Annotated in this window: 12 protein-coding genes; 11 read left to right on the top strand and 1 reads right to left on the bottom strand. The window is 38.8% G+C overall.

Translation table 11 applies throughout. The features are described 5' to 3' along the window. The first annotated feature begins 400 nt into the window (after positions 1–400). The 3 genes from HQN86_RS02550 to HQN86_RS02540 all read left to right on the top strand — a co-directional run bounded on the left by HQN86_RS02550 (position 401) and on the right by HQN86_RS02540 (position 6,473). Complete coding sequence (locus HQN86_RS02550; protein ID WP_172659476.1) at positions 401–3,427, top strand: SusC/RagA family TonB-linked outer membrane protein; 3,027 nt, start codon at positions 401–403, stop codon at positions 3,425–3,427. Between the two features lie 19 nt (positions 3,428–3,446). After that, complete coding sequence (locus HQN86_RS02545; protein ID WP_172659475.1) at positions 3,447–4,964, top strand: RagB/SusD family nutrient uptake outer membrane protein; 1,518 nt, start codon at positions 3,447–3,449, stop codon at positions 4,962–4,964. A 108-nt stretch (positions 4,965–5,072) separates the two neighbouring features. After that, positions 5,073–6,473: an aryl-sulfate sulfotransferase gene (locus HQN86_RS02540; protein WP_172659473.1), complete on the top strand. Its 1,401-nt coding sequence runs from the start codon at positions 5,073–5,075 to the stop codon at positions 6,471–6,473. Between the two features lie 10 nt (positions 6,474–6,483). On the opposite strand, the gene HQN86_RS02535 is transcribed toward HQN86_RS02540, so the two are convergent. Continuing rightward, positions 6,484–7,776 carry a DEAD/DEAH box helicase gene (locus tag HQN86_RS02535; protein WP_172659472.1) on the bottom strand — a complete coding sequence of 431 codons (1,293 nt, stop codon included), beginning with the start codon at positions 7,774–7,776 and terminating at the stop codon, positions 6,484–6,486. 227 nt (positions 7,777–8,003) lie between these two features. Between HQN86_RS02535 and HQN86_RS02530 the strand changes: the two genes are divergently transcribed. The 8 genes from HQN86_RS02530 to HQN86_RS02495 all read left to right on the top strand — a co-directional run bounded on the left by HQN86_RS02530 (position 8,004) and on the right by HQN86_RS02495 (position 19,908). Then, on the top strand, positions 8,004–11,147 hold the full coding sequence (locus tag HQN86_RS02530; protein WP_172659471.1) for a SusC/RagA family TonB-linked outer membrane protein: 3,144 nt from the start codon (positions 8,004–8,006) through the stop codon (positions 11,145–11,147). A 28-nt stretch (positions 11,148–11,175) separates the two neighbouring features. Further along, positions 11,176–12,666, top strand: a complete 1,491-nt coding sequence (locus HQN86_RS02525; RefSeq protein WP_172659470.1) for a SusD/RagB family nutrient-binding outer membrane lipoprotein — start codon at positions 11,176–11,178, stop codon at positions 12,664–12,666. Positions 12,667–12,741: 75 nt separating this feature from the next. Next, positions 12,742–15,171, top strand: a complete 2,430-nt coding sequence (locus tag HQN86_RS02520; protein WP_172659469.1) for a phosphocholine-specific phospholipase C — start codon at positions 12,742–12,744, stop codon at positions 15,169–15,171. A 484-nt stretch (positions 15,172–15,655) separates the two neighbouring features. Further along, positions 15,656–16,021, top strand: a complete 366-nt coding sequence (locus HQN86_RS02515) for a hypothetical protein (protein WP_216854307.1) — start codon at positions 15,656–15,658, stop codon at positions 16,019–16,021. Positions 16,022–16,024: 3 nt separating this feature from the next. After that, positions 16,025–16,576, top strand: coding sequence for an RNA polymerase sigma factor (locus tag HQN86_RS02510; protein ID WP_172659466.1), 552 nt, complete (start codon positions 16,025–16,027; stop codon positions 16,574–16,576). Further along, a complete protein-coding gene (locus tag HQN86_RS02505; protein WP_172659465.1) occupies positions 16,573–17,802 on the top strand; it encodes a hypothetical protein in 1,230 nt (409 codons plus the stop codon). Before HQN86_RS02510 ends, HQN86_RS02505 begins: the two co-directional genes overlap by 4 nt. 48 nt (positions 17,803–17,850) lie before the next feature. Further along, positions 17,851–18,801: a hypothetical protein gene (locus HQN86_RS02500; protein ID WP_172659463.1), complete on the top strand. Its 951-nt coding sequence runs from the start codon at positions 17,851–17,853 to the stop codon at positions 18,799–18,801. 18 nt (positions 18,802–18,819) lie between these two features. Continuing rightward, entirely contained in the window at positions 18,820–19,908 is a 1,089-nt protein-coding gene (locus tag HQN86_RS02495) for a winged helix DNA-binding domain-containing protein (RefSeq protein WP_172659461.1), read from the top strand. Positions 19,909–19,918: the final 10 nt, after the last annotated feature.

The raw sequence follows: 19,918 nt of genomic DNA, 5'->3' as shown, positions 1-19,918 counted from the left end.
CCCTGATAATCAGGGAACGTAACTGGTTACAATAAGTGATTAATTTAACGTTAAATTAATCACTTATTAAATTCCGATAGTAATTCAGTAAAAAACTGCCAGAACAAACGTTTGCGCAATTTTTACATTACAATTGAACGGCCCCTCACTGTTTTTAGCTCTACCTTCACTCTTAATACTTTATATCAGTTTATGCACTCAAAAGCATAAATCTGATTGGGAAAAACTAAACAAAACTAAACTAAAATGATAATGAAATTTCATAGGGCTCTCCTTATTGACTTTTTTCATTTCTACCCCGACAGTTATTTCGCTGGGCCATGTTTTTTAACAAAAACACACCTAAAATCTGCCAGCTTCCTTTTTAAAACTAAAACAACAAACATATAAACCAATAAATATGAAATCTAAATTTCTACTATTTTCACTATTAATAACATTTCTCCTCTCTATAGAGGGTTATGCCCAAACAGGGATTAAAGTAAGCGGAAAAGTTTCGGATGCTAAAGGAGAAGGCATCCCGGGAGTTAGTGTTAAAGTAAAAGGTGGTAAAGTAGGTGCCCTTACCGATGGTTCCGGTAATTATGCGCTTACTGCACCAGATGCACAAAGCATTCTGCAATTCTCGTTTATCGGTTTCGATTCTCAGGAATTTACTGTTGGATCTAAAACACAAATAAATGTAACCTTAAAAGAAACTCAAAATGAACTTGAGCAGGTAGTTGTGGTAGGTTACGGTACATCAAAGAAGAAAGACCTTACCGGTGCGATTAGCTCTATTTCAAAAGAAAGCTTAAACTTAGGGGGTGTTACTTCAAACGTTGCACAAGCCATTCAGGGTCGTGCTTCGGGTGTACAGGTTACTCAAGCTAGTTCAGCACCGGGAGGTACAAGTATTATCCGCATCAGGGGTGGTAATTCAGTAAAATCTACTAACGAACCTTTGTACGTAGTTGATGGTTTTATTACAGACAATGGTAAAGATATTTCGCCAAGTGACATTGAAGACATTCAAATCTTAAAAGATGCATCTGCTACGGCTATTTATGGTTCCAGGGGTGCAAATGGAGTTGTTCTAATTTCAACAAAAAGAGGTAAATCAGGAAAAGCATCAGTAGAACTAGAAAGCTATTATGGAACTCAACGGATCAAGAACAGACCTGATTTAATGAACGCGACTGACTACAAAGCTATTGCTAACGCAAAAGCAATTGAGCAAGGAAACCCGCCAGAATATACTGCCGAAGATTTAGAGAGTTCTACTAATACTGATTGGTTTAGTCTTGCTACAAGAAATGCCACAGTACAAAGCCATAACTTAAACATCAGCGGTGGTAATGAAGATACACGTATCTCTATCTCAGGAAATTATTTCGGACAAGTAGGTGCATTAAAGAAAACAGATTTCGATCGTTACTCTGGTCGTTTCAACATAGATCAAAAAGTTGGTAAAAGATTTAAAGCTGGCGCGAATATATATGCTGCCAGATCATTTTCGCAATTTAAAACTTACGACGGAAACATAGTACCATCTAACGTATTATATGGTATTATGTTCACTTCTCCGGCTATTGCTCCATACAATGCAGACGGAACATATGCTCGTAGAAATGGGAAAGATAATCCTTTAGCTTGGTTACTTGAACCCACTAACGATCGTTACAACAATAGAATGACTGCTAACATTTTTGGTGACCTGCAAATTCTTGACGAGCTTACCTTACATATTAGTGGAGGAACAGAATTTTCAGCAACTAAAGAAGGAACTTACCTACCTACTACTCTTGTCTCAGGAGAAAAGGTTCAGGGACAGGCTTCGGTGAATGAACTAAATTCTACCCGTAATTTAATGGAAACTTATCTTACCTATAAAAAGGTATTTAATGAGATACATTCATTTACCGCATTAGCAGGATTTTCTTATCAGTTCGATCAAAATGAAAGACATTATACTCAGGTACAAAAATTCACTACTGATAAGTACCTTTATAACAATCTTGATGGTGCTGCTGAAAGAATTAAAGCTATTACTGATAAGCAAGAAGCAATAATGTATTCTTATTTCGGTCGTTTAAATTATGCTTTAAAAGACAAATATCTGGCTACATTCACTATTCGTCAGGATGTTTCATCAAAATTCTCTTCAAAAAACAGAATAGGATATTATCCATCAGGATCATTAGCCTGGAGAGTTAGCGATGAAGATTTCATGAAGGATAATAAGATCTTTTCTAACTTAAAAGTTAGAATGGGATACGGTGGAACAGGTAACGACCGGGTAAACAACTACGTATACATGAGTACATTTGGGCCAACCGGAGTTTCATTAAGCGAAGAAAGTGACCTATACGGCGGTGTTGTTGGCACCCGTTTACCTAATCCCAACTTAAAATGGGAAAGTAATTATCAATTTGATGCAGGTGTAGACATGGGCTTTTTAAATGACCGCTTAAGTGTTACAGCTGATTATTATCGCAAAACAACAAAAAACCTTCTGCTAGATATTCCAATTGAACAAATCTATGGATTCAACTCTCAGTTAATCAATGGTGGATCACTTCAAAATCAAGGAATCGAGCTTTCTATCAACAGCAGAAACGTTGAGAATGATAACATGACATGGAATACCACTTTAAACATTGCTTATAACAAACAAAAAGCAATAAATCTAAACGACAGACCATACATTATTTCTCAAACAGCTAATCCCGATGGAGCTGTGCCAGCAGCTGATTTCACCAAGCTAGCTGTAGGTAGAGAATTAAGTGAACTATATGGCTATGTTTATGATGGAGTAATTAAGACAGGCGAGGTTTATGCTGCTCAACCCCTATCTAAACCTGGAGATCCAAAATATAAAGATTTAAATGGTGATGGAGCAATTACCGCTGATGATCGCAAGGTACTAGGAAACGCTTACCCTCATTATGTTTTAGGGTTTAATAACAGCTTCACATATAAAGGTCTTGAACTTGGCATATTCTTCCAGGGTGCTTTTGGATCTGATCTTTATAATATGAATCGCTTGTTATTGGAAACTTACACAGGTACAGATGCATTACAGCGCTGGACCCCTCAAAACAACAATACTGATGTACCTAGAAATGGATATTTTACCTCAAAATATGGTGGCTATATCAACTCTAGATTCGTAGAGAACGCGTCATATGTGAAACTGAAAAACTTAAGTATTGGCTATAACATTCCAACTTCAAAAATTGGATTCTTAAAAGGTATTAGTACTGCTAAAATATATTTTAATGCACAAGATTTGTTTACCATCACCAAATATACTGGTTCAGATCCTGAAGTAAATTCGAATAACAGTGATACTGATCCCAATAGCACTAATTTAAGAGCTGGTCTGGATTTCAATGCGTATCCGGCTTACCGTTCTTTCACTCTTGGTCTTAAATTAAATTTCTAACCTATTACAATTGTCAATTATGAAACGTACTATAATTTTATTCTCAGCTTGCATAATAGGTCTTGCTTCATGTAAAAGAATTGCAGAGCCTACGGTCTATAGCATCTTAACAGAAGCAAATGCTTTTCAAACAAAGGCCGATGCAGTAGCCGCTGTAAACGGAATCTATGCAAGGTTAAAACAGCCTAGTGGTGTTAGCGATTCCTACCAATACTATGCTGGTTTTCAAATGGCCATAACAGATTTCACAACAGATATTGGTCATTCTTTTCAATCAGGAGATATCTCGCAACTTTCTGACGCACAATGGTCAACCAACAATAAATATATCAACTTCGCCTATCAACATCAATATAAGCTTATTTCAGACGCAAATACTGCGCTCTTCAACATCCCAAAGATCAAAACGCTTACTGAAACACAATTGAATCAATATTTCTCCGAAATCAAATTCCTTCGTGCATTGGCTTATATAGATCTAACAGATGAATTTGGCCCGGTTATCCTAACTACCGAAGAAAATCTAAAAAATCCAGATTACACCACAAAAGTGCCTCCTGCAAGTCTGGAAGTTATCAATGCGTTCTTAATAAGTGATCTGGAATCGGCCGCAGCAAACCTCCCTGTTAATTACGAAGGAAAAGCCATTTACCCTACCAATGATGTTGGTCGGGCTACTAAAGGCGCTGCCCTTTCGTTGCTTACCAAACTGTATATGCGCGAGCATCAATGGCAAAAAGCTTTAGAGACCATCCAAAAGATAGAAGACTTACATCAATATGAATTATATCCTACCTATGCAGGCCTTTTTGCGGAAAGCAACAAATGGTGTAAAGAATCAATTTTTAGTTCACTTGCCGATGCATTAAATGACGCCACCGAATTAATGAACCACTTTGGTCCATTAAATAATCCGGTTGTAACAGATCGCTGGCAATATTATGCTGTAAGCTGGAGTTTCTGGAACTCATATGCACCAAATGATGAGCGTCGTGAAATGTTTTTTTATGACTATAAGGGTACCGATGGTTTACAATACATGCAAGCCCCTGCCGGACAAACTACACCTCCAAAAGGCAAATACTACTTACCAGATGTTGCTACCAAAAAATATGCAGATCCGGCAGGTTCTAAAACCTATTATGATGGCCATGGTATTCCAATTCTACGATACGCAGATATCGTACTTTGCAAAGCAGAAGCATTAAACGAAGTAAACGGACCTACACAGGCAAGTATTGACTTGATTAACTCGGTAAAAGCACGTTCAAAAGCAACCCTGCTTGGCGCTCCGGGCACTTATACTAAAGATAGCCTTCGCGACAAGATCTTACAGGAGCGCGGTTGGGAATTCTTCTTTGAGTGTAAACGCAGAGTAGATTTAATCCGTATGGGCAAATACCAGGAAGTAGTTAACACTTATCTGAAATCGGTTGGCAAACCAGCTTCTATAGATATTGCCAAACACAAGTATTTCCCTTATCCTCAAACTCAGGTCGATTTAAATCCGAACCTGAGCAATGCAGGAAGACTTTAATAATTAATAAATTTAATCGGGATACAGCAACCTACACGGTATTGTATCCCGTTTTTTGTTTCTATACATTTTCATATTACCTTGTACTACAGCTAAAAAACTATTCATATGCAATTCATAAAGAGACTGATTCCCCTATTCTTTTTATTTCTGTTAAGTGCCTGCGCTAACCAGTGCGAGCAACAAATTATAGAGATAAAACTCAGCGCTCCAGATAGGAATAGCTTAAAGGTACATGCCGATGTAGAACTCAAAACCTCTTTAGATGTTTCAATTGAATATTGGCCAAAGGGAAAAGAAAAGCAAATAACAAGAACTCCCGTTTCGGTCAACAAAAAGCATCACCGCATCGTGATGACCAACTTAAATCCCAAACAAGAATATCAGTATCGTGTAATTACACAGACCAGTAAATGCGAAGCCAAAAGCAAAACCTACGATTTTAGAACCACAGACTTCCCAATGTGGATACAGGACTTCTTTAAAGTTTACGCCCCTGATCCTAAAGTAATCCCTACCTCTTTCAAAGAAGGCTATATGCTTATCTACAGAAGAGAAATACCCGGCATCATTTTCATTATAGATGCTAAAGGCGCAATAAAATGGTACCATCAGGTAGATGGAACAGGTTTTAAAACCACTCACTTTACCCAAAACAAAACCCTGCTTTCCATTCTTGGTAATGATGAGTACCCAACCAGTTATGGCAATGAAATACTGGAGGTATCTTTAAATGGCGATACCTTGCTTCATCTCAAAAAAGGTGAAAAGGATTTTAAGCAAACCATACATCACGAAATTATATTAAACAAGCAAAATCAGGTAGTTACCTTGTGTGTAGAACAAAAGATAATGGACCTTAGTAAATATGGAGGCAGCAAACAAGACACCGTTAAGAGCGATGGTATTTTAGTACTAGACAGGAAAGGCAAGAAAGTATGGAGCTGGAAAGTATTTGACGAGCTTGATCCGTTAAAGGACAAAAATTTAATGAGGGATAAGAAAGACTGGATGCATGCAAACAGCTTAAATTTCGATAAGGATGGCAATTACATTATCTCCTTTTATAACAACGGACAAATCTGGAAAATAGACGCCAAAACAGGTAAAGTGATCTGGAAGTTCGGTAAAGATGGCGACTTTAAAATGCCCGAAGGAAGCACCTTTGATCAGGGTCATTCCGTTCACATGAACAATCAGGGTAACCTGATGCTGTTCGACAATGGCACCAGTAAAAAGCTATCCAGAACACTGATATTTAAGCTAGATGAAAGCGATAAAACATCACAACTGGTTACCGAAACAAAGCTTCCGCAGGAAATCTATAACGACCGCATGGGAAGCTCTTACCTGATAGCTGATACTACAATTTTACAATGTACCTCAAAAAGACATACTGTAGTACTTACCAACTTTAAAGGAACTTTCCTTTGGATGCTCAAAAGTAGTATTATGCCTTATCGCGTAGAGTTTATACCTAAAGAAAAATTAGCACCCTATATAGAATAACACAGTATAATTAACCGTGTTTCTTTTTCATTGTCATTTTAGCTTTCTGCCCAATTCCGTAGTTATAATCTTTCGTGTTGCTTTCTTTTTTATCATGAAAAGCGCCACCACCTTTTGGAGCGTCAACAGTTTCTTTTACTGTTTTAATTTTAGTAGAGGCTTTAGCAACTTTATCAATCACCAAATCTTCAGGCAAATCCATAACCGGAATTTTTGCACCTAACGACTGCTCAATCTTCCTTAAGTCTACCAGTTCCATATCAGTAGCAAAAGTAATGGCCACAATCTCTTCCGAGTCTGATTTTACAACCCTGCTTAAAAACAATTCCTTATGTTCAGGAACCTCAAAGTGGAATAAAAATGGAATACCCGATAAGTCTACATTTGCAGATCCCTCATTGGCTATAACTAAAACCCTTGCTTCAGGGGTATCTTTAAAATCCTCTATATGATCAAAACCCTCTTCATCAAAAAACAAAGGATTCAATACAGAAACCTCACCTGGTTTGGCCGAGTGTAAAGTTTTACCAAGTTTCTGCGCTGTTAATCTCGAATTCACAAAAACCACAACCTTATCAAACACCTCATCATCACGCAACAACAGGTTCAGTAAGTTCACCTTGGTTTTAAAATTAGGCACCTGATATAGCAAAAGCTCGTGCGTTATTGCCTTACTATCTCCAAGATCTTCAACCTCTAAAGTAGTAGGGAAATTCATAAACTGATCAATCATCAGGTTCAGTTTATCATGAACAACAGTAGTAAAAATTAAATGCTGAACTTTACCGGCACTTCTTGCCAATTCACAAACCGGTAACGGCATACCTTGCTTTACAATCACTTCAGCATCATCAACTATCAGCATTTGTAACCTGTTTAAGTTAAGGCCAAGTTTTAAATATACCGCGCGTGCTCTGGTAGGTGTAGCAACCACAATATCAATACCGTCAAGCAGTTCCTGAATCACCTCATCCATGCCCCCTGTACCGTACAAGCCGATAATACGCAGATTGCGGTTTTTGCTTAAAAGTTTGAACTCTTCAATTACTGCAAGCACACGTTCCTGATCCGGAACCAGAATTAATACTTTAGGAGCCTCATCAGTACTGTATTTTAAACGCATTAAAACGCCAAGCACGTAGGTTGTGGTTTTACCACAGCCTTCAGGTCCAACAGCAATAATATCTTGCCCGCCAATTATCCTGGACATAGTTTTTGCCTGAATTTCTTTAGCAGATATATATCCGGCATCATTCATTGCTGTTACCAGCGACTTGCTTAGTTTTAATTTATCTAACGACACAGTTTCCTAATATTAAATTATAATGGCGCAAATTTACGGAAATAAAACAACATCGTTATTCATAGAAAACAGAAACCTAATACATAGTTAACAATTAGTTTAATCTATAACCTTTAAGTTATAGGCACGGTCTTTCCACCACCTCAAAATCACAAAACCATAATCCCATTTTCATATTGATTTTACAGCACTCATCTAGCTTTGCGCTGTAAAAATCAAACTCAAACATGAAAAGAAAACTACTTTTATTTAGTGTTATATGCCTCTTCTTCGCTCAGGCAGCCATAGCACAAAATCTCATTAAAGGAGTCGTAAAAGACACCAAGGGCGTGGGCATACCAGGCGTTAGTGTAAGTGTAGCAAATTCAAAAAAAGCAACAGTTACAGATTTCGAGGGTAAATACAGCATTCCGGCAGCTGCCGATGCCACACTTACGTTTACTTACCTTGGCTATATTTCTCAAAACGCAGATGTAGCAGGTAAAACTCAGCTCGACATTACCCTCCAGGAAGATTCTAAAACACTTGGCGAGGTAGTAGTAACTGCAATTGGTATTAAGCAACAAAAGAAAAAAATTGGTTATGCAACGCAGGAAGTAAAATTAGATGTGTTGTCAGAATCAAAAACAATGAACATCGGTAATGCCCTATCCGGACAAGTTGCCGGTTTAACGGTAAACAACCCTACTGGGATGTTCCAGGCACCAGGCTTCTCTTTAAGAGGTAAAAATCCACTTATTGTTATAAATGGCGTTCCTGTTGAAACGGACTTTTTCGATGTTTCCGGTGATAATATTGCCAATATAAACGTACTAAAAGGTACTACTGCATCTGCTTTATATGGTTCCAGAGGTAAAAATGGCGCAATCTTAATCACTACAAAAAATGCTGAAAAAGACGGATTGGAGATCAACATCAACACCAACAATATGGTTACTGCAGGCTTCACTGTATTTCCTGAAACGCAAACCGAATACGGAAACGGATCTAACGGCAAGTACGAATTCTGGGATGGTGAAGATGGAGGTATCTCTGATGGTGATATGATCTGGGGGCCTAAATTTCAGCCAGGGGTTAAAATAGCACAATGGAACAGCCCTATCAGAAACAAGCAAACCGGAGAAACCATACAATGGTACGGAAATGTTAAAGGAACTATTTATGATGATAAATCTAAATACGAAAGAGTACCTACCGATTGGGTTAGACACGACAACCTAAACGATTTTCTTAGACCCGGTATAGTAACCAATAACGATTTCTCGGTAGCCTATAAAGGTGCCAAAGCACAATTTTATGCCTCAGGTAAATATTCATTTCAAAGAGGTCAGGTGCCAAATACCTCACTTACAACAGGTGGTATGAACTTTAACTCTTCATTTAACCTTACCAGTAATCTTCAATTAGACGCTACCCTATCTTACAACAAAGTTAGCTCTCCAAACTACCCACGTTACGGATACGGACCTAAAAACCATATGTACACCATTTTAATATGGATGGGCGACGACGTAAACGGCAAAGACCTTAGAGACCACATGTATGTTCCAGGCATGGAAGGATACAGACAGGCAAACTATAACTACGCCTGGTACAACAACCCATATTTTGCTTCAGAAGAACTTACACAAGCAACAGATAGAAATGTATTAAATGCACAAGCAAAACTTAGATGGCAGGTAACGCCTGAGTTAAGCTTGCAGGCAAGAGCTTCGGGACGTGAAAACAAATCGTTCGACAACATGAAAAGCCCTAAATCGTACATGAACTATGGCGATTCAAGAAATGGGGATTACAAAATGTGGAACAATTCACAAATGAATGTCGATCTGGATTTCCTTGCCTCATACAATAAAGAGATCTCTAAAGATCTAAACTTCACTTTAAACGCGGGTGCATCCACTTTCAATAGAGACATACAGCAAGAATATGCATCTAGTGACGGTCTAATTGTGCCTTTTGTTTATAGCTTAAACAACACCCAGGGCCCGGTACAGGCAACAAATTACCTGGAACAGAAATCTATCCGAAGTGTATACGGATCGGCAAATTTCGATTTGTTTAATGCGGTGTACTTAAACGTAACCGGCAGAAACGACTGGTCATCAACCCTTGCAAAAGAAAACAGATCATACTTCTATCCATCTGCATCTTTAAGTACTATGGTTTCAGATTATATTAAAATGCCTAAAGCCTTAGACTACCTTAAACTTTACACCTCATGGGCCAAAGTATCAAACGATCTTGCTCCATATAGCATCAGCTCCACCTATACAAAAGATGTAACCTACGGATCAACACCATCTGTTACCTACCCTAACGGGATCATCAACCCTAACATCAATCCAGAAAAATCTACATCGTACGAAGTTGGTTTATCAACCTCACTGGTAAAAAAAGTGGGCTTAGAATTTACCTATTACAATGTAATTGATGAAAACCAGATCATAGATTTAAGCACATCAGAGGCATCTGGCTTTAAAACACGTAAGGTAAACGGCAACAAATACAAAACTCAGGGTCTGGAAATAATGGCCAATTATAGTGCTGTAAAAAGCCAGAACTTTAGCTGGGATATTGCCGCAAACTGGAGCACTTCTGTAAAGAAATTAACAGAAATCTATAACAACCAGGCTAAGTTTGGCGATCTGAAATTAAACGAAAGAGCAGATAGCTTCTACGGTACAGTATGGCAAAAAAGCGCCACAGGCGAGGTAATTCTTGATCCAAATACTGGTTTGCCTACCAGAGACAACTTCAACGTAAACCTTGGTCATAGCGATCCAAGCTGGCGATTAGGCTTGCAAAACAAGTTCATGATAAAAGGTTTTGATGTAAACATCGATATCGATGGTGCATGGGGCGGCGTTATGCGCTCTGTAACTATCGAAAAAATGTGGTGGGGTGGTAAACATCCTAGCTCTGTTGAATTCAGAGACGCAGAATACGCAGCCGGAAAAGCAATTTACATTCCAGAAGGTGTAGTAATTACCGGTGGCGAGCTTAAAAGAGATGTAAACGGAAACGTACTTTCTGATACACGCACCTATAAGAAAAACACAACTGCTGTAAACTGGCAAACATGGAGTCAGATCTATCCATACCAGGCAAGAGTTACTGAAGAAGAGAACAAGAAATTTGCTAACGTTTTTGATCGCTCATTCTTCAAATTAAGAAGAATATCGGTAGGCTACGACCTTGCAAAGGTTATAAAAATGGGCAGCTTAAAATCAGTTCACGTATCTGCTTACAGCTACAACCCTTTGATGTGGAAGAAAATGCCATTACTAGATCCTGATTACGGTAATGACGATAACCTGCAAGATCCATCTGCAAGATTTATCGGCTTCTCATTAAGCGTAAAACTTTAACAGCTATCACATTTAAAACAAAAGAATAATGAAAAAATTAATATATAGTTTACTAGCCGGGGTACTCCTTATGTCGTCATGCAAGGACCAGGATTTAATGAACATAGACCCTAACAAACCTACCCAAACCCACCCGCAGCTTTTGCTTACCAAAATTGAGTGGGATACCTTCCGCGCATACAGCGGTACTTCGCCTTTGTATGCAACCCGTATGCTTGTACAAACAGATGGCGAAAGTGAAGGCCAGTATTTTAAATGGGGAAGAGGCGACTTTGCGCCCTACTCCTCTCTTAGAAATGTGACTAAAATGATAGAAGAAGCCGGCCGTATTAACGACAACTCTTACATCGCCTTAGCCAAATTTTTTAGAGCCTATTACTTTTACAACCTGACCCTTACTTTTGGCGATATCCCTTACAATCAAGCCCTGAAAGGAGAAGATCAGGCAGGTTATATGCCGCCTGTTTACGACAGTCAGAAAACCGTGTTTCAAGGTATTCTTAAAGAGCTTGATGAGGCAAACAACATGCTTAAAGGCTTAAACGTAATCATTGCTGGCGACATCATTTACAAAGGCGATGCAGCTAAATGGCGCAGGCTGGTTAACTCTTTCAGATTAAAAGTATTGATGACTTTATCAAAAAAAGAAAGCGACAACGACCTGAAAGTTAAAGAAACCTTTGCTCAGATTGTACAAAGCGAGCCTATTTTAGGCAATACTGAAGCCGATGGTGATGGGCAGCTGATCTTTCTAGATCAGGAAGGGAACCGCTATCCGGAGTTCAACTCAAGCGGATTCGGATCTGGTATGTTCATGGCATCTACTTTTATAGAGCATCTTCAAAACAGAAAAGACCCGCGTTTATTCTTGTATTGTACGCAAACAAAAATTGGCAAAGAGGCGGGTAAACCAATTAATGATTTTACCTCATACGAAGGTGGCGACCCTGCTGCTCCCTATGCAGAAACCAGCATTAAAGCCGCAGCAGGCAAGGTATCTAAAGTGAATGACCGCTTTCCAAGCAACCCTACAAATGAGCCATTAGTACTAATGGGCTACTCAGAACAGGAATTTATTATTGCTGAAGGAATTGTAAGAAACTGGATTTCGGGCGATGCCAACCAACATTATAAAAACGGTGTAAAGGCATCCTTTAAATTCTATCAAACCTATGTTAAAGGCTATGAGGCTTATTTAACAGAAGAAAAAGCAAACGATTACCTGGCATTGCCGGTAAACAACTTTGCATTGAGCACTACAACTGCCCAGAAAATGGAGCAGATAATTACTCAAAAGTATTTAAGAACGTTTTTCCAATCGGGATGGAGCGCATTTTACGACAACCTTAGAACAGGATATCCCGAATTCCGTCGCCCTGCTGGTGTTACCGTTCCTAACCGTTGGATTTATCCTCAATCGGAATACGACAACAACAGAGACAATGTTTCAAAAGCAATTGAAACTCAGTTTGGTGCAGGAAACGATAAAATTAACCAACAAGTTTGGTGGGTAAAATAAGCTCATATTCTTTATAATTTATTCGAAGGATTGATTAGTTTAGGCTAACCAATCCTTTTATTATAACACACTTAAATGGAAACCAGAAGAGACTTTATCAAAAAAGCATCCCTATTAACCGGTGCGCTAGGCATAGCTGGCATCTTACCGCCATCAATACAAAGAGCTATGGCAATAGACCCTAAAGTGGGCAGTACCTTTTTAGATGCAGAACATGTGGTATTTTTGATGCAGGAGAACAGGTCTTTTGACCACGCATTTGGCACGCTTAAAGGCGTAAGGGGCTTTAACGATCCTAGAGCTATTGCCCTACCTAATCAATACCCTGTATGGTTGCAAAGCAATAAAAAAGGTCAAACCTATGCCCCATTCCGGTTAAACATTAAAGATACAAAAGCAACCTGGATGAGCGCGCTTCCACACTCATGGGAAAATCAGGTAGATGCCCGCAATAACGGAAAATACGATGGATGGCTGGAAGCCAAAAGATCAGGCAATAAGGAATATGCTGATATTCCATTAACCATGGGATATTACAATCGCGAGGACATCCCCTTCTACTATTCCCTGGCCGATGCATTTACAGTTTGCGACCATAATTTCTGTTCTATATTAACAGGAACCAGTCCTAACCGCTGTTTCTTCTGGACCGGCAAAATCCGTGAAGAACAAAATGCAACCTCAACAGCACACCACTCTAACGGGTATATAGACGGTTCTGAAAACGTTTCATGGAGTACATTCCCGGAGCGTTTGTCTAAGCACAATGTAGACTGGAAAATATACCAAAACGAGCTAAGTGTAGGCGTTGGTCTGGAAAATGAAGAAGACGACTGGCTGGCTAATTTTACAGATAATGATATGGAGTTTTTTAAACAATATCATGTAAAAAGACATCCTGAGCATCTGGTTTACCTGCGCAAAGCAAAAACCGAACTAGAAGCCAAGCTAAAAGAGAAACCAGACGATAAACTAAAAAAGAAGCTTGATTTTGTAACAAAGGAAATTGAGTTTTTAGAAGTAAACACTCTTGATAAATTAACTCCGGAGCAACAAGACTTACATAAAAGAGCATTTGTAACTAATAGAAATGATCCAGACTTCCATAGTCTTGAAACCATCACTTACGATGATAAAGGGACGCAAAGAACCGCACAAATCCCTAAAGGAGATGTACTGCATCAATTCAGAAAAGATGTTGACGGTGGCAAATTACCCACTGTTTCCTGGCTAGTTGCGCCAAGTAACTTCTCGGATCATCCCGGAGCACCTTGGTATGGCGCCTGGTATCTTTCAGAAGCCATAGACATTTTAACCAAGAACCCGGAAGTATGGAAAAAGACCATCTTTATCCTTACTTACGATGAAAATGATGGATACTTTGATCACCTGCCTCCTTTTGTATCTCCGGATCCAAAAAATCCAGAAACAGGAGCAGTTTCAAAATCATTAGACAACAGCTCTGAATACCTTTACATAGGAGAAAACAGTAAGAGAGAAAGTTCTTTAGGTTTAGGCTTTAGAGTACCAATGGTAGTGGTTTCGCCATGGTCAAGAGGTGGTTATGTAAACTCACAGGTTTTTGACCACACTTCTTCTATCCAATTTTTGGAGCAGTTTTTAAGTCATAAAACTGGTCAGAAGATTTACGAAGACAACATCAGCTCGTGGAGAAGAAGTCTATGCGGCGATTTAACTTCCGTATTTAGACCATACAACGGCGAAAATATTCCATTGCCAAAAGCAGTTGAAAGGTTACCTTTTCTCGAAAGCATTCACAAAGCGAAATTCGCCAAACTACCTAATAACTTCAAAAACCTGGATCAACTGGCCATTGCAGGCATTATTAAAAACCCTAAAGGCAACCCTAACTTACCTAAACAGGAACCCGGTATTAAACCTGCAAACGCAATTCCATATGAGCTTTATGCCCATGGTGCGTTAGATACAGCAAACAACCAGTTTAAAATTGGCTTTACTGCAGGGAATAAATTCTTTGGCGACAAGGCAAAAGGCACCGGTTTTATAGTATATGCTACCGATAACAACTGGAACTTTACTGTTGATGCAGGTGATACTATAGACTATAACTGGCCATTACACAATGGCGTTTACGATTTAAAAGTATACAGTGTAAACGGTTTTTACCGCAGGTATAAAGGCAGTGCAAACGACCCTAAAATTGCTGTTTCTTTAATGTACCAAAGTGAAAAAGATGGCAGCAGGGTTAATGGAAATGTATTGTTACACGTTAAACGTATAACCAGTGGTGAGCAAGTTAGCTTAACTGTAAAAGACAACAGCTACAAAAAAGCACCTGTTAAGGCCGTTTTAAAGAAAAACCAAGAGGAAATTTTTATCCCTCTTGATCTGAAATCAAGCCATAGCTGGTATGATTTTACTGTAACTTCGGAAAAACATGTGGGTTATAGTCAGCAATTTGCCGGGCATGCAGAACATTCGAAAGAAAGCTTTACCGATCCGCTAATGGGCCATTTGGTTTAAGAACGCGCCATCACCCGTTTCCCGCTCGATTTACTCCCCTGCGTCATCTCGACGACAGGAGAGATCTCTTGAACTGACATAACCAAGAGATCTCTCCTGTCGTCGAGATGACAATAGCTCTAGGATGACGCAAGAGTAATGATGCAGGGATGATAATACACGGGAAGTACGACTATTTTACTTGAAATACTTGAGAAACACTTGGGTTGGAAGATGGTTGAAAGATCGTTGGAAGATGGTTGCAATATGTATGAGGATATTTCAACCATCCCTTAAGCATTGTTTAAACATCTCTATAACATATTTAAGTTCAAGTGTTTCTCAAGTCTTTCTTCGGTATTTCTCAATTGTTTCTGATAGAAATCTAAAAAAATATCTGTAGCCCTGTAGCGTTTCTCATCGCCTCTGCGTAATAGTAAGATATAAACCAACTATTATGGCCATCAAACAAATACTACCATTTGCATTAAGCTTATGCTTATTTATGAGTTGTAAAAAAAATAATGACAAAGTAGTTTTTAACGACACATATACAGGAAAGTTTATTGAAGGGCCGGTCAATCAGCTTGTATCTGTTAACACAGAAGTTAAGTTTAGCGGCGATAGGTATGCAGCTACAAATGGTACTGGTATATTTACAGTTGAGAATTCTTCAAAGGTTAAATTTTCCATGGATTATGTATCATCAATGGATTATGTTGGCAACAAAGTTTTGCACGGCGATTATAGCTATATGATTAAAGGCGACAGTTTGATCTTAGATAAGATATTTCCTTCTACAGAACACCACAACACCTTGACAAGCACCATTAGTTACAAAAATCAATATAGATTAAAGCGAATGAAATAATAAATGTCCATCAAACATAACGCCTCAGATGCTGAGTTAATTAAGGAGTGTAAAAAGGGCGACCTAAAACACCAGGAAATGTTGTATAAGCGCTTTTACGCCTATGCAATGGGCGTTGCCATGCGCTACCTTATTAATAAAGATGATGCTTTGGTGGTGGTAAATGACGCTTTTATTAAAGCATTTAACGCGCTCCATACTTTTAAAGATGATTTAGAATTTAAGCCTTGGTTTAGAAAAATATTGGTTAATACTGCTCTCGATAGTAAAAGAAAGAACTTAAAATACATTCATGATAGTGAAATCCCGGAGGTATTTCAGCAAACCATGTATCCATCTGCCATTGAAAAACTCTCGGCAGCTGATATTTTGAACTTAATGAAACAACTTCCGGAAATACATCATGTAGTTTTTAACCTGTATGAAATTGATGGTTATTCGCATAAAGAGATTGGCCTGATGCTAAATATACCCGAAAGCTCATCTAGAACTTACCTTACCCGGGCTAAACAGGCATTGCAAAAATTAATACAAAGTGACCTTATAAAGATATGAACACGTTAGACGATAAATTCAGCAATCATATTAAGGCAGTTTTCGAAGAATTTGATACTGAAGGGGCAGATTATGGCTGGGCAGAACTTAGAAAAGATTTCCCTTCAAAAAGCAGTCATAAGCCGCTGTACCTTTGGTTATCTGGCATCGCAGCGTCTTTACTGCTAGCTGGGGTTTTCTTATTTAACACTAATAATAATGATTCTTTCAAGAATGTTAGTCAGCAAAATAATACCGCAAAAGCAACGCCTATAGCGCCTCAAAAAACCGACAGTAATTTAGATAAAGCCACTAATAAAGAGATCAATACTTTTGACAAAAAAATTGTATCTGCAAAAATCGTTAAAGGAATTGCGCCAGCCAACTTAGAGGAAAAACAATTAATACCTGTTAGTATTACTGATACAATCATAAACAGCAATGAGCCCGGCACAGATAGCGCCAATCTGCTTGCAAATGTTGTTGCCGTTAAACCCGATAGTGTAAAGACCACTAAACCTACAATACTTGAGTTCTTACAAAAAGAGAATGAAAAAGAAAATAAACCTGTATTGGCGTCGGCTGGTAAAAAAGCCAGAGAAGATAAAAAAAATGCATTGTTTGATGTTTATACAGCTACGTTTTTAAATTATTACGCAGATAATCCGGTAAAAGTAAATGCAGGTGCGGGTTTTAATGCCAACATTCGGATCAATAAGAACGTTTACCTTTCTATGGGTGCCGGCATTAGCGAAACCAATATTACTTACCAGAGCTCCGTGCCCTCATCATTATCTAACTTGTCCAGCAGTGCAGCAGATGCTGCCCTTATAAACGGTTATGTAGTTGGGGCAAATGGCACTAAATTAGACGCACGATTTCTTAATATAGACATTCCTGTGGCTGTTAAATTTTATCCCGGAAAAAGCGGCAAGTACTATCTTTCTACAGGCGTAAATTCAAGCACCTACCTCAATCAAAAATATTCCAGTTCCATAAGTGGCTTTAACCCTTATTCAAATAGTTATTCAGACTTTAAAGGAAAAACTGAAGAAAGCAATTTTAAGGGATTTGACTTTGCCAATAGTGCCATTTTTGCAATAGGGATTAATCAGTCGCTTGGAAAAAGCAGCACGTTAACTTTTGAGCCTTTCTTTAAACCCTCGCTGCGCGGTTATGGCGACAAAAACATCAAAATAAACACCGCTGGTCTGAACCTGAAATTAAGTTTGGGTGGCAAGAAATAGTTGTTAAATTTGATAGTAGATTTACCATCTATCTTAAATTACATCTATATGAAAAAGACCTCTCCAATCCTGATCTTGCTATTACTGGTTTGTTGTGTTAATGCCAATGCACAATTCGGCAAATTAAAAGATGCGTTAAACACCGCCGCAGGTAGCATCCTTAATAACAAACAACTTAAGCTACTTCAAAGTGACCCTATAACCACCAACTTTGACGATTGCAACAAGACCGAAACAATGCCTGTAGACTTTGGCGCTGACTCGGTTAAAAAGAAACTTTGTGATTTAACCTCAAGCTATACATCGGCACAGGGCTTTACTTTAAAACCGGGTTTTTATACCGGAACTTTTAAAAGTTTTTGTTTAAAAGCAGGTACCCACGGGCCGGGTAATGGCGATGGCTACTTGTATGCACCTTTGGCAGGCCCAAAAGAAACGATTGCCAGAACGCTTATCTCGAATTGGGAGCAGCATCCAGAGATTGAACAAAGCAAAGTACAATTGCTTTTATGGGCAATAATTGCAAAAACTAACTTCAGTAAGCTCTCGCCTGATCTTCAGCTTGTAGCCGCTAAATTGCTTAACAAAAATGATTTGTCGGCCTTAAGCAGCAGCATAATGGATTATTTATCAAGCGAAGCGATGTTAAAGATAACTGCAAACCTACCTGAGCCTGCCAAGACCATTGTAGAAATTGAGAACAAAATGAGAGGTCTGTTATATCAGGCCAATTCATCGTACGATCAAATTGAGCAATTGGCAATGCTTAGTGGCAGTGCTGCTCCAAATACAGATTTCCCAAGGGGGATATGGGGTCTGCATCCTGATGGTTATTACATTAAATACCTGCCTCATTCTTATACCAGAACGGAAGTGGTTATTTATGTACCTAAAACAATTGCAACAGTAAATTATCTGCCTGTTGGCATGGTTGCCGTGCCTGCAAGCAGGGGTTGTCAGCGTTTAGGGCAATCTAATTTATTGGCCTGCGAGAATTAACATCGTACACATTTCTATATGATTGTTTCTGACATTATTAATTACCGGCTCTTTAATCAGCAAATTGCCAAAACTTCGTTTAGTACTCCTCAGGAAATCGTGAGATGGATGGTGGCCATGCAGGCGCAGGAATATGCGATGTCGAAATGGGCAATTGGTTTGCGGTTAAACAATGTTACCGATGCGGATGTAGAAAAAGCCTTTAATGATGGCCAAATACTAAGGACTCACTTGCTTCGCCCTACCTGGCATTTTGCAACTCCAGAGGACATTAGATGGTTGCTTGAGCTTACTGCTCCCAGAATTCGTAAAGCCATGGCTTATTACGAAAGGGAGCTTGAACTTGACAGCAAGCTTTTTAATAAATGCAATGATATTATTGGTAAGGCATTAACCGGTGGCCATCACCTTACTCGACTTGAGTTGAGTGATCTGTTTCAAAATAATGGGATCAGTTTAAATGGCAGACAAATGGGTCATGTAATGATGAATGCGGAGATGGACTGTTTGGTGTGTAGTGGCAGGCGCGAAGGCAAACAATTTACTTATGCTTTATTTGATGAAAGAGCGTCAACTGCGATCTCGATAGCTAAAGATGAGGCTTTATTATTGCTAGCCGAACGATATTTTACAAGCAGAGGGCCTGCTACACTTAAGGATTTCTCAGTGTGGTCTGGCCTAACCATTACCGATGCAAAAAAGGCTGATGCTATGCTTGATAGCAAGGTATTTACCAAAGAGGTATTTGACGGTAATGAATACCTGCTAAAAAGGGAAACATTAGAGTTGGCATTGGATGCTTCTTTAGCTAAAAAGATTCAAAAGAGTTTCCTGATGCCTGATTACGATGAGTATGGCATGGGATACATTGATCGCACTGCAATATTTAATCCGATAAAATTAACCAGTGAGTTTAGGAAGAAAAACCCTGTGTTCGACAGAATGATTATTGTTGACGGCATAATTGAGGGGACATGGAAAAGGACTATAAAAGGCAAATCTGTAGTTGTTGAGACTTGTCTTTTTAGGGAATTAAACAAAGCAAAATCAGAGGCTGTTAAGAAATCGGTAAACAGATTTGTTAAGTTTACTGGTAGTAGTGAATGATTTGCATTAG

The organism is Pedobacter panaciterrae, from assembly GCF_013204795.1.
Taxonomy (GTDB): domain Bacteria; phylum Bacteroidota; class Bacteroidia; order Sphingobacteriales; family Sphingobacteriaceae; genus Pedobacter; species Pedobacter panaciterrae.
Note: the sequence above shows the minus strand (reverse complement) of the source record. Positions and strands in the feature narration are given on the sequence as shown.

Bases quoted from the DNA above. Each gene is read 5' to 3' on its own strand.
- HQN86_RS02525 (WP_172659470.1), top strand. From the start codon at position 11,176: ATGAAAAAATTAATATATAGTTTACTAGCCGGGGTACTCCTTATGTCG.
- HQN86_RS02515 (WP_216854307.1), top strand. From the start codon at position 15,656: ATGAGTTGTAAAAAAAATAATGACAAAGTAGTTTTTAACGACACATAT.
- HQN86_RS02540 (WP_172659473.1), top strand. From the start codon at position 5,073: ATGCAATTCATAAAGAGACTGATTCCCCTATTCTTTTTATTTCTGTTA.
- HQN86_RS02545 (WP_172659475.1), top strand. From the start codon at position 3,447: ATGAAACGTACTATAATTTTATTCTCAGCTTGCATAATAGGTCTTGCT.
- HQN86_RS02510 (WP_172659466.1), top strand. From the start codon at position 16,025: ATGTCCATCAAACATAACGCCTCAGATGCTGAGTTAATTAAGGAGTGT.
- HQN86_RS02495 (WP_172659461.1), top strand. From the start codon at position 18,820: ATGATTGTTTCTGACATTATTAATTACCGGCTCTTTAATCAGCAAATT.
- HQN86_RS02550 (WP_172659476.1), top strand. From the start codon at position 401: ATGAAATCTAAATTTCTACTATTTTCACTATTAATAACATTTCTCCTC.
- HQN86_RS02505 (WP_172659465.1), top strand. From the start codon at position 16,573: ATGAACACGTTAGACGATAAATTCAGCAATCATATTAAGGCAGTTTTC.
- HQN86_RS02500 (WP_172659463.1), top strand. From the start codon at position 17,851: ATGAAAAAGACCTCTCCAATCCTGATCTTGCTATTACTGGTTTGTTGT.
- HQN86_RS02520 (WP_172659469.1), top strand. From the start codon at position 12,742: ATGGAAACCAGAAGAGACTTTATCAAAAAAGCATCCCTATTAACCGGT.
- HQN86_RS02530 (WP_172659471.1), top strand. From the start codon at position 8,004: ATGAAAAGAAAACTACTTTTATTTAGTGTTATATGCCTCTTCTTCGCT.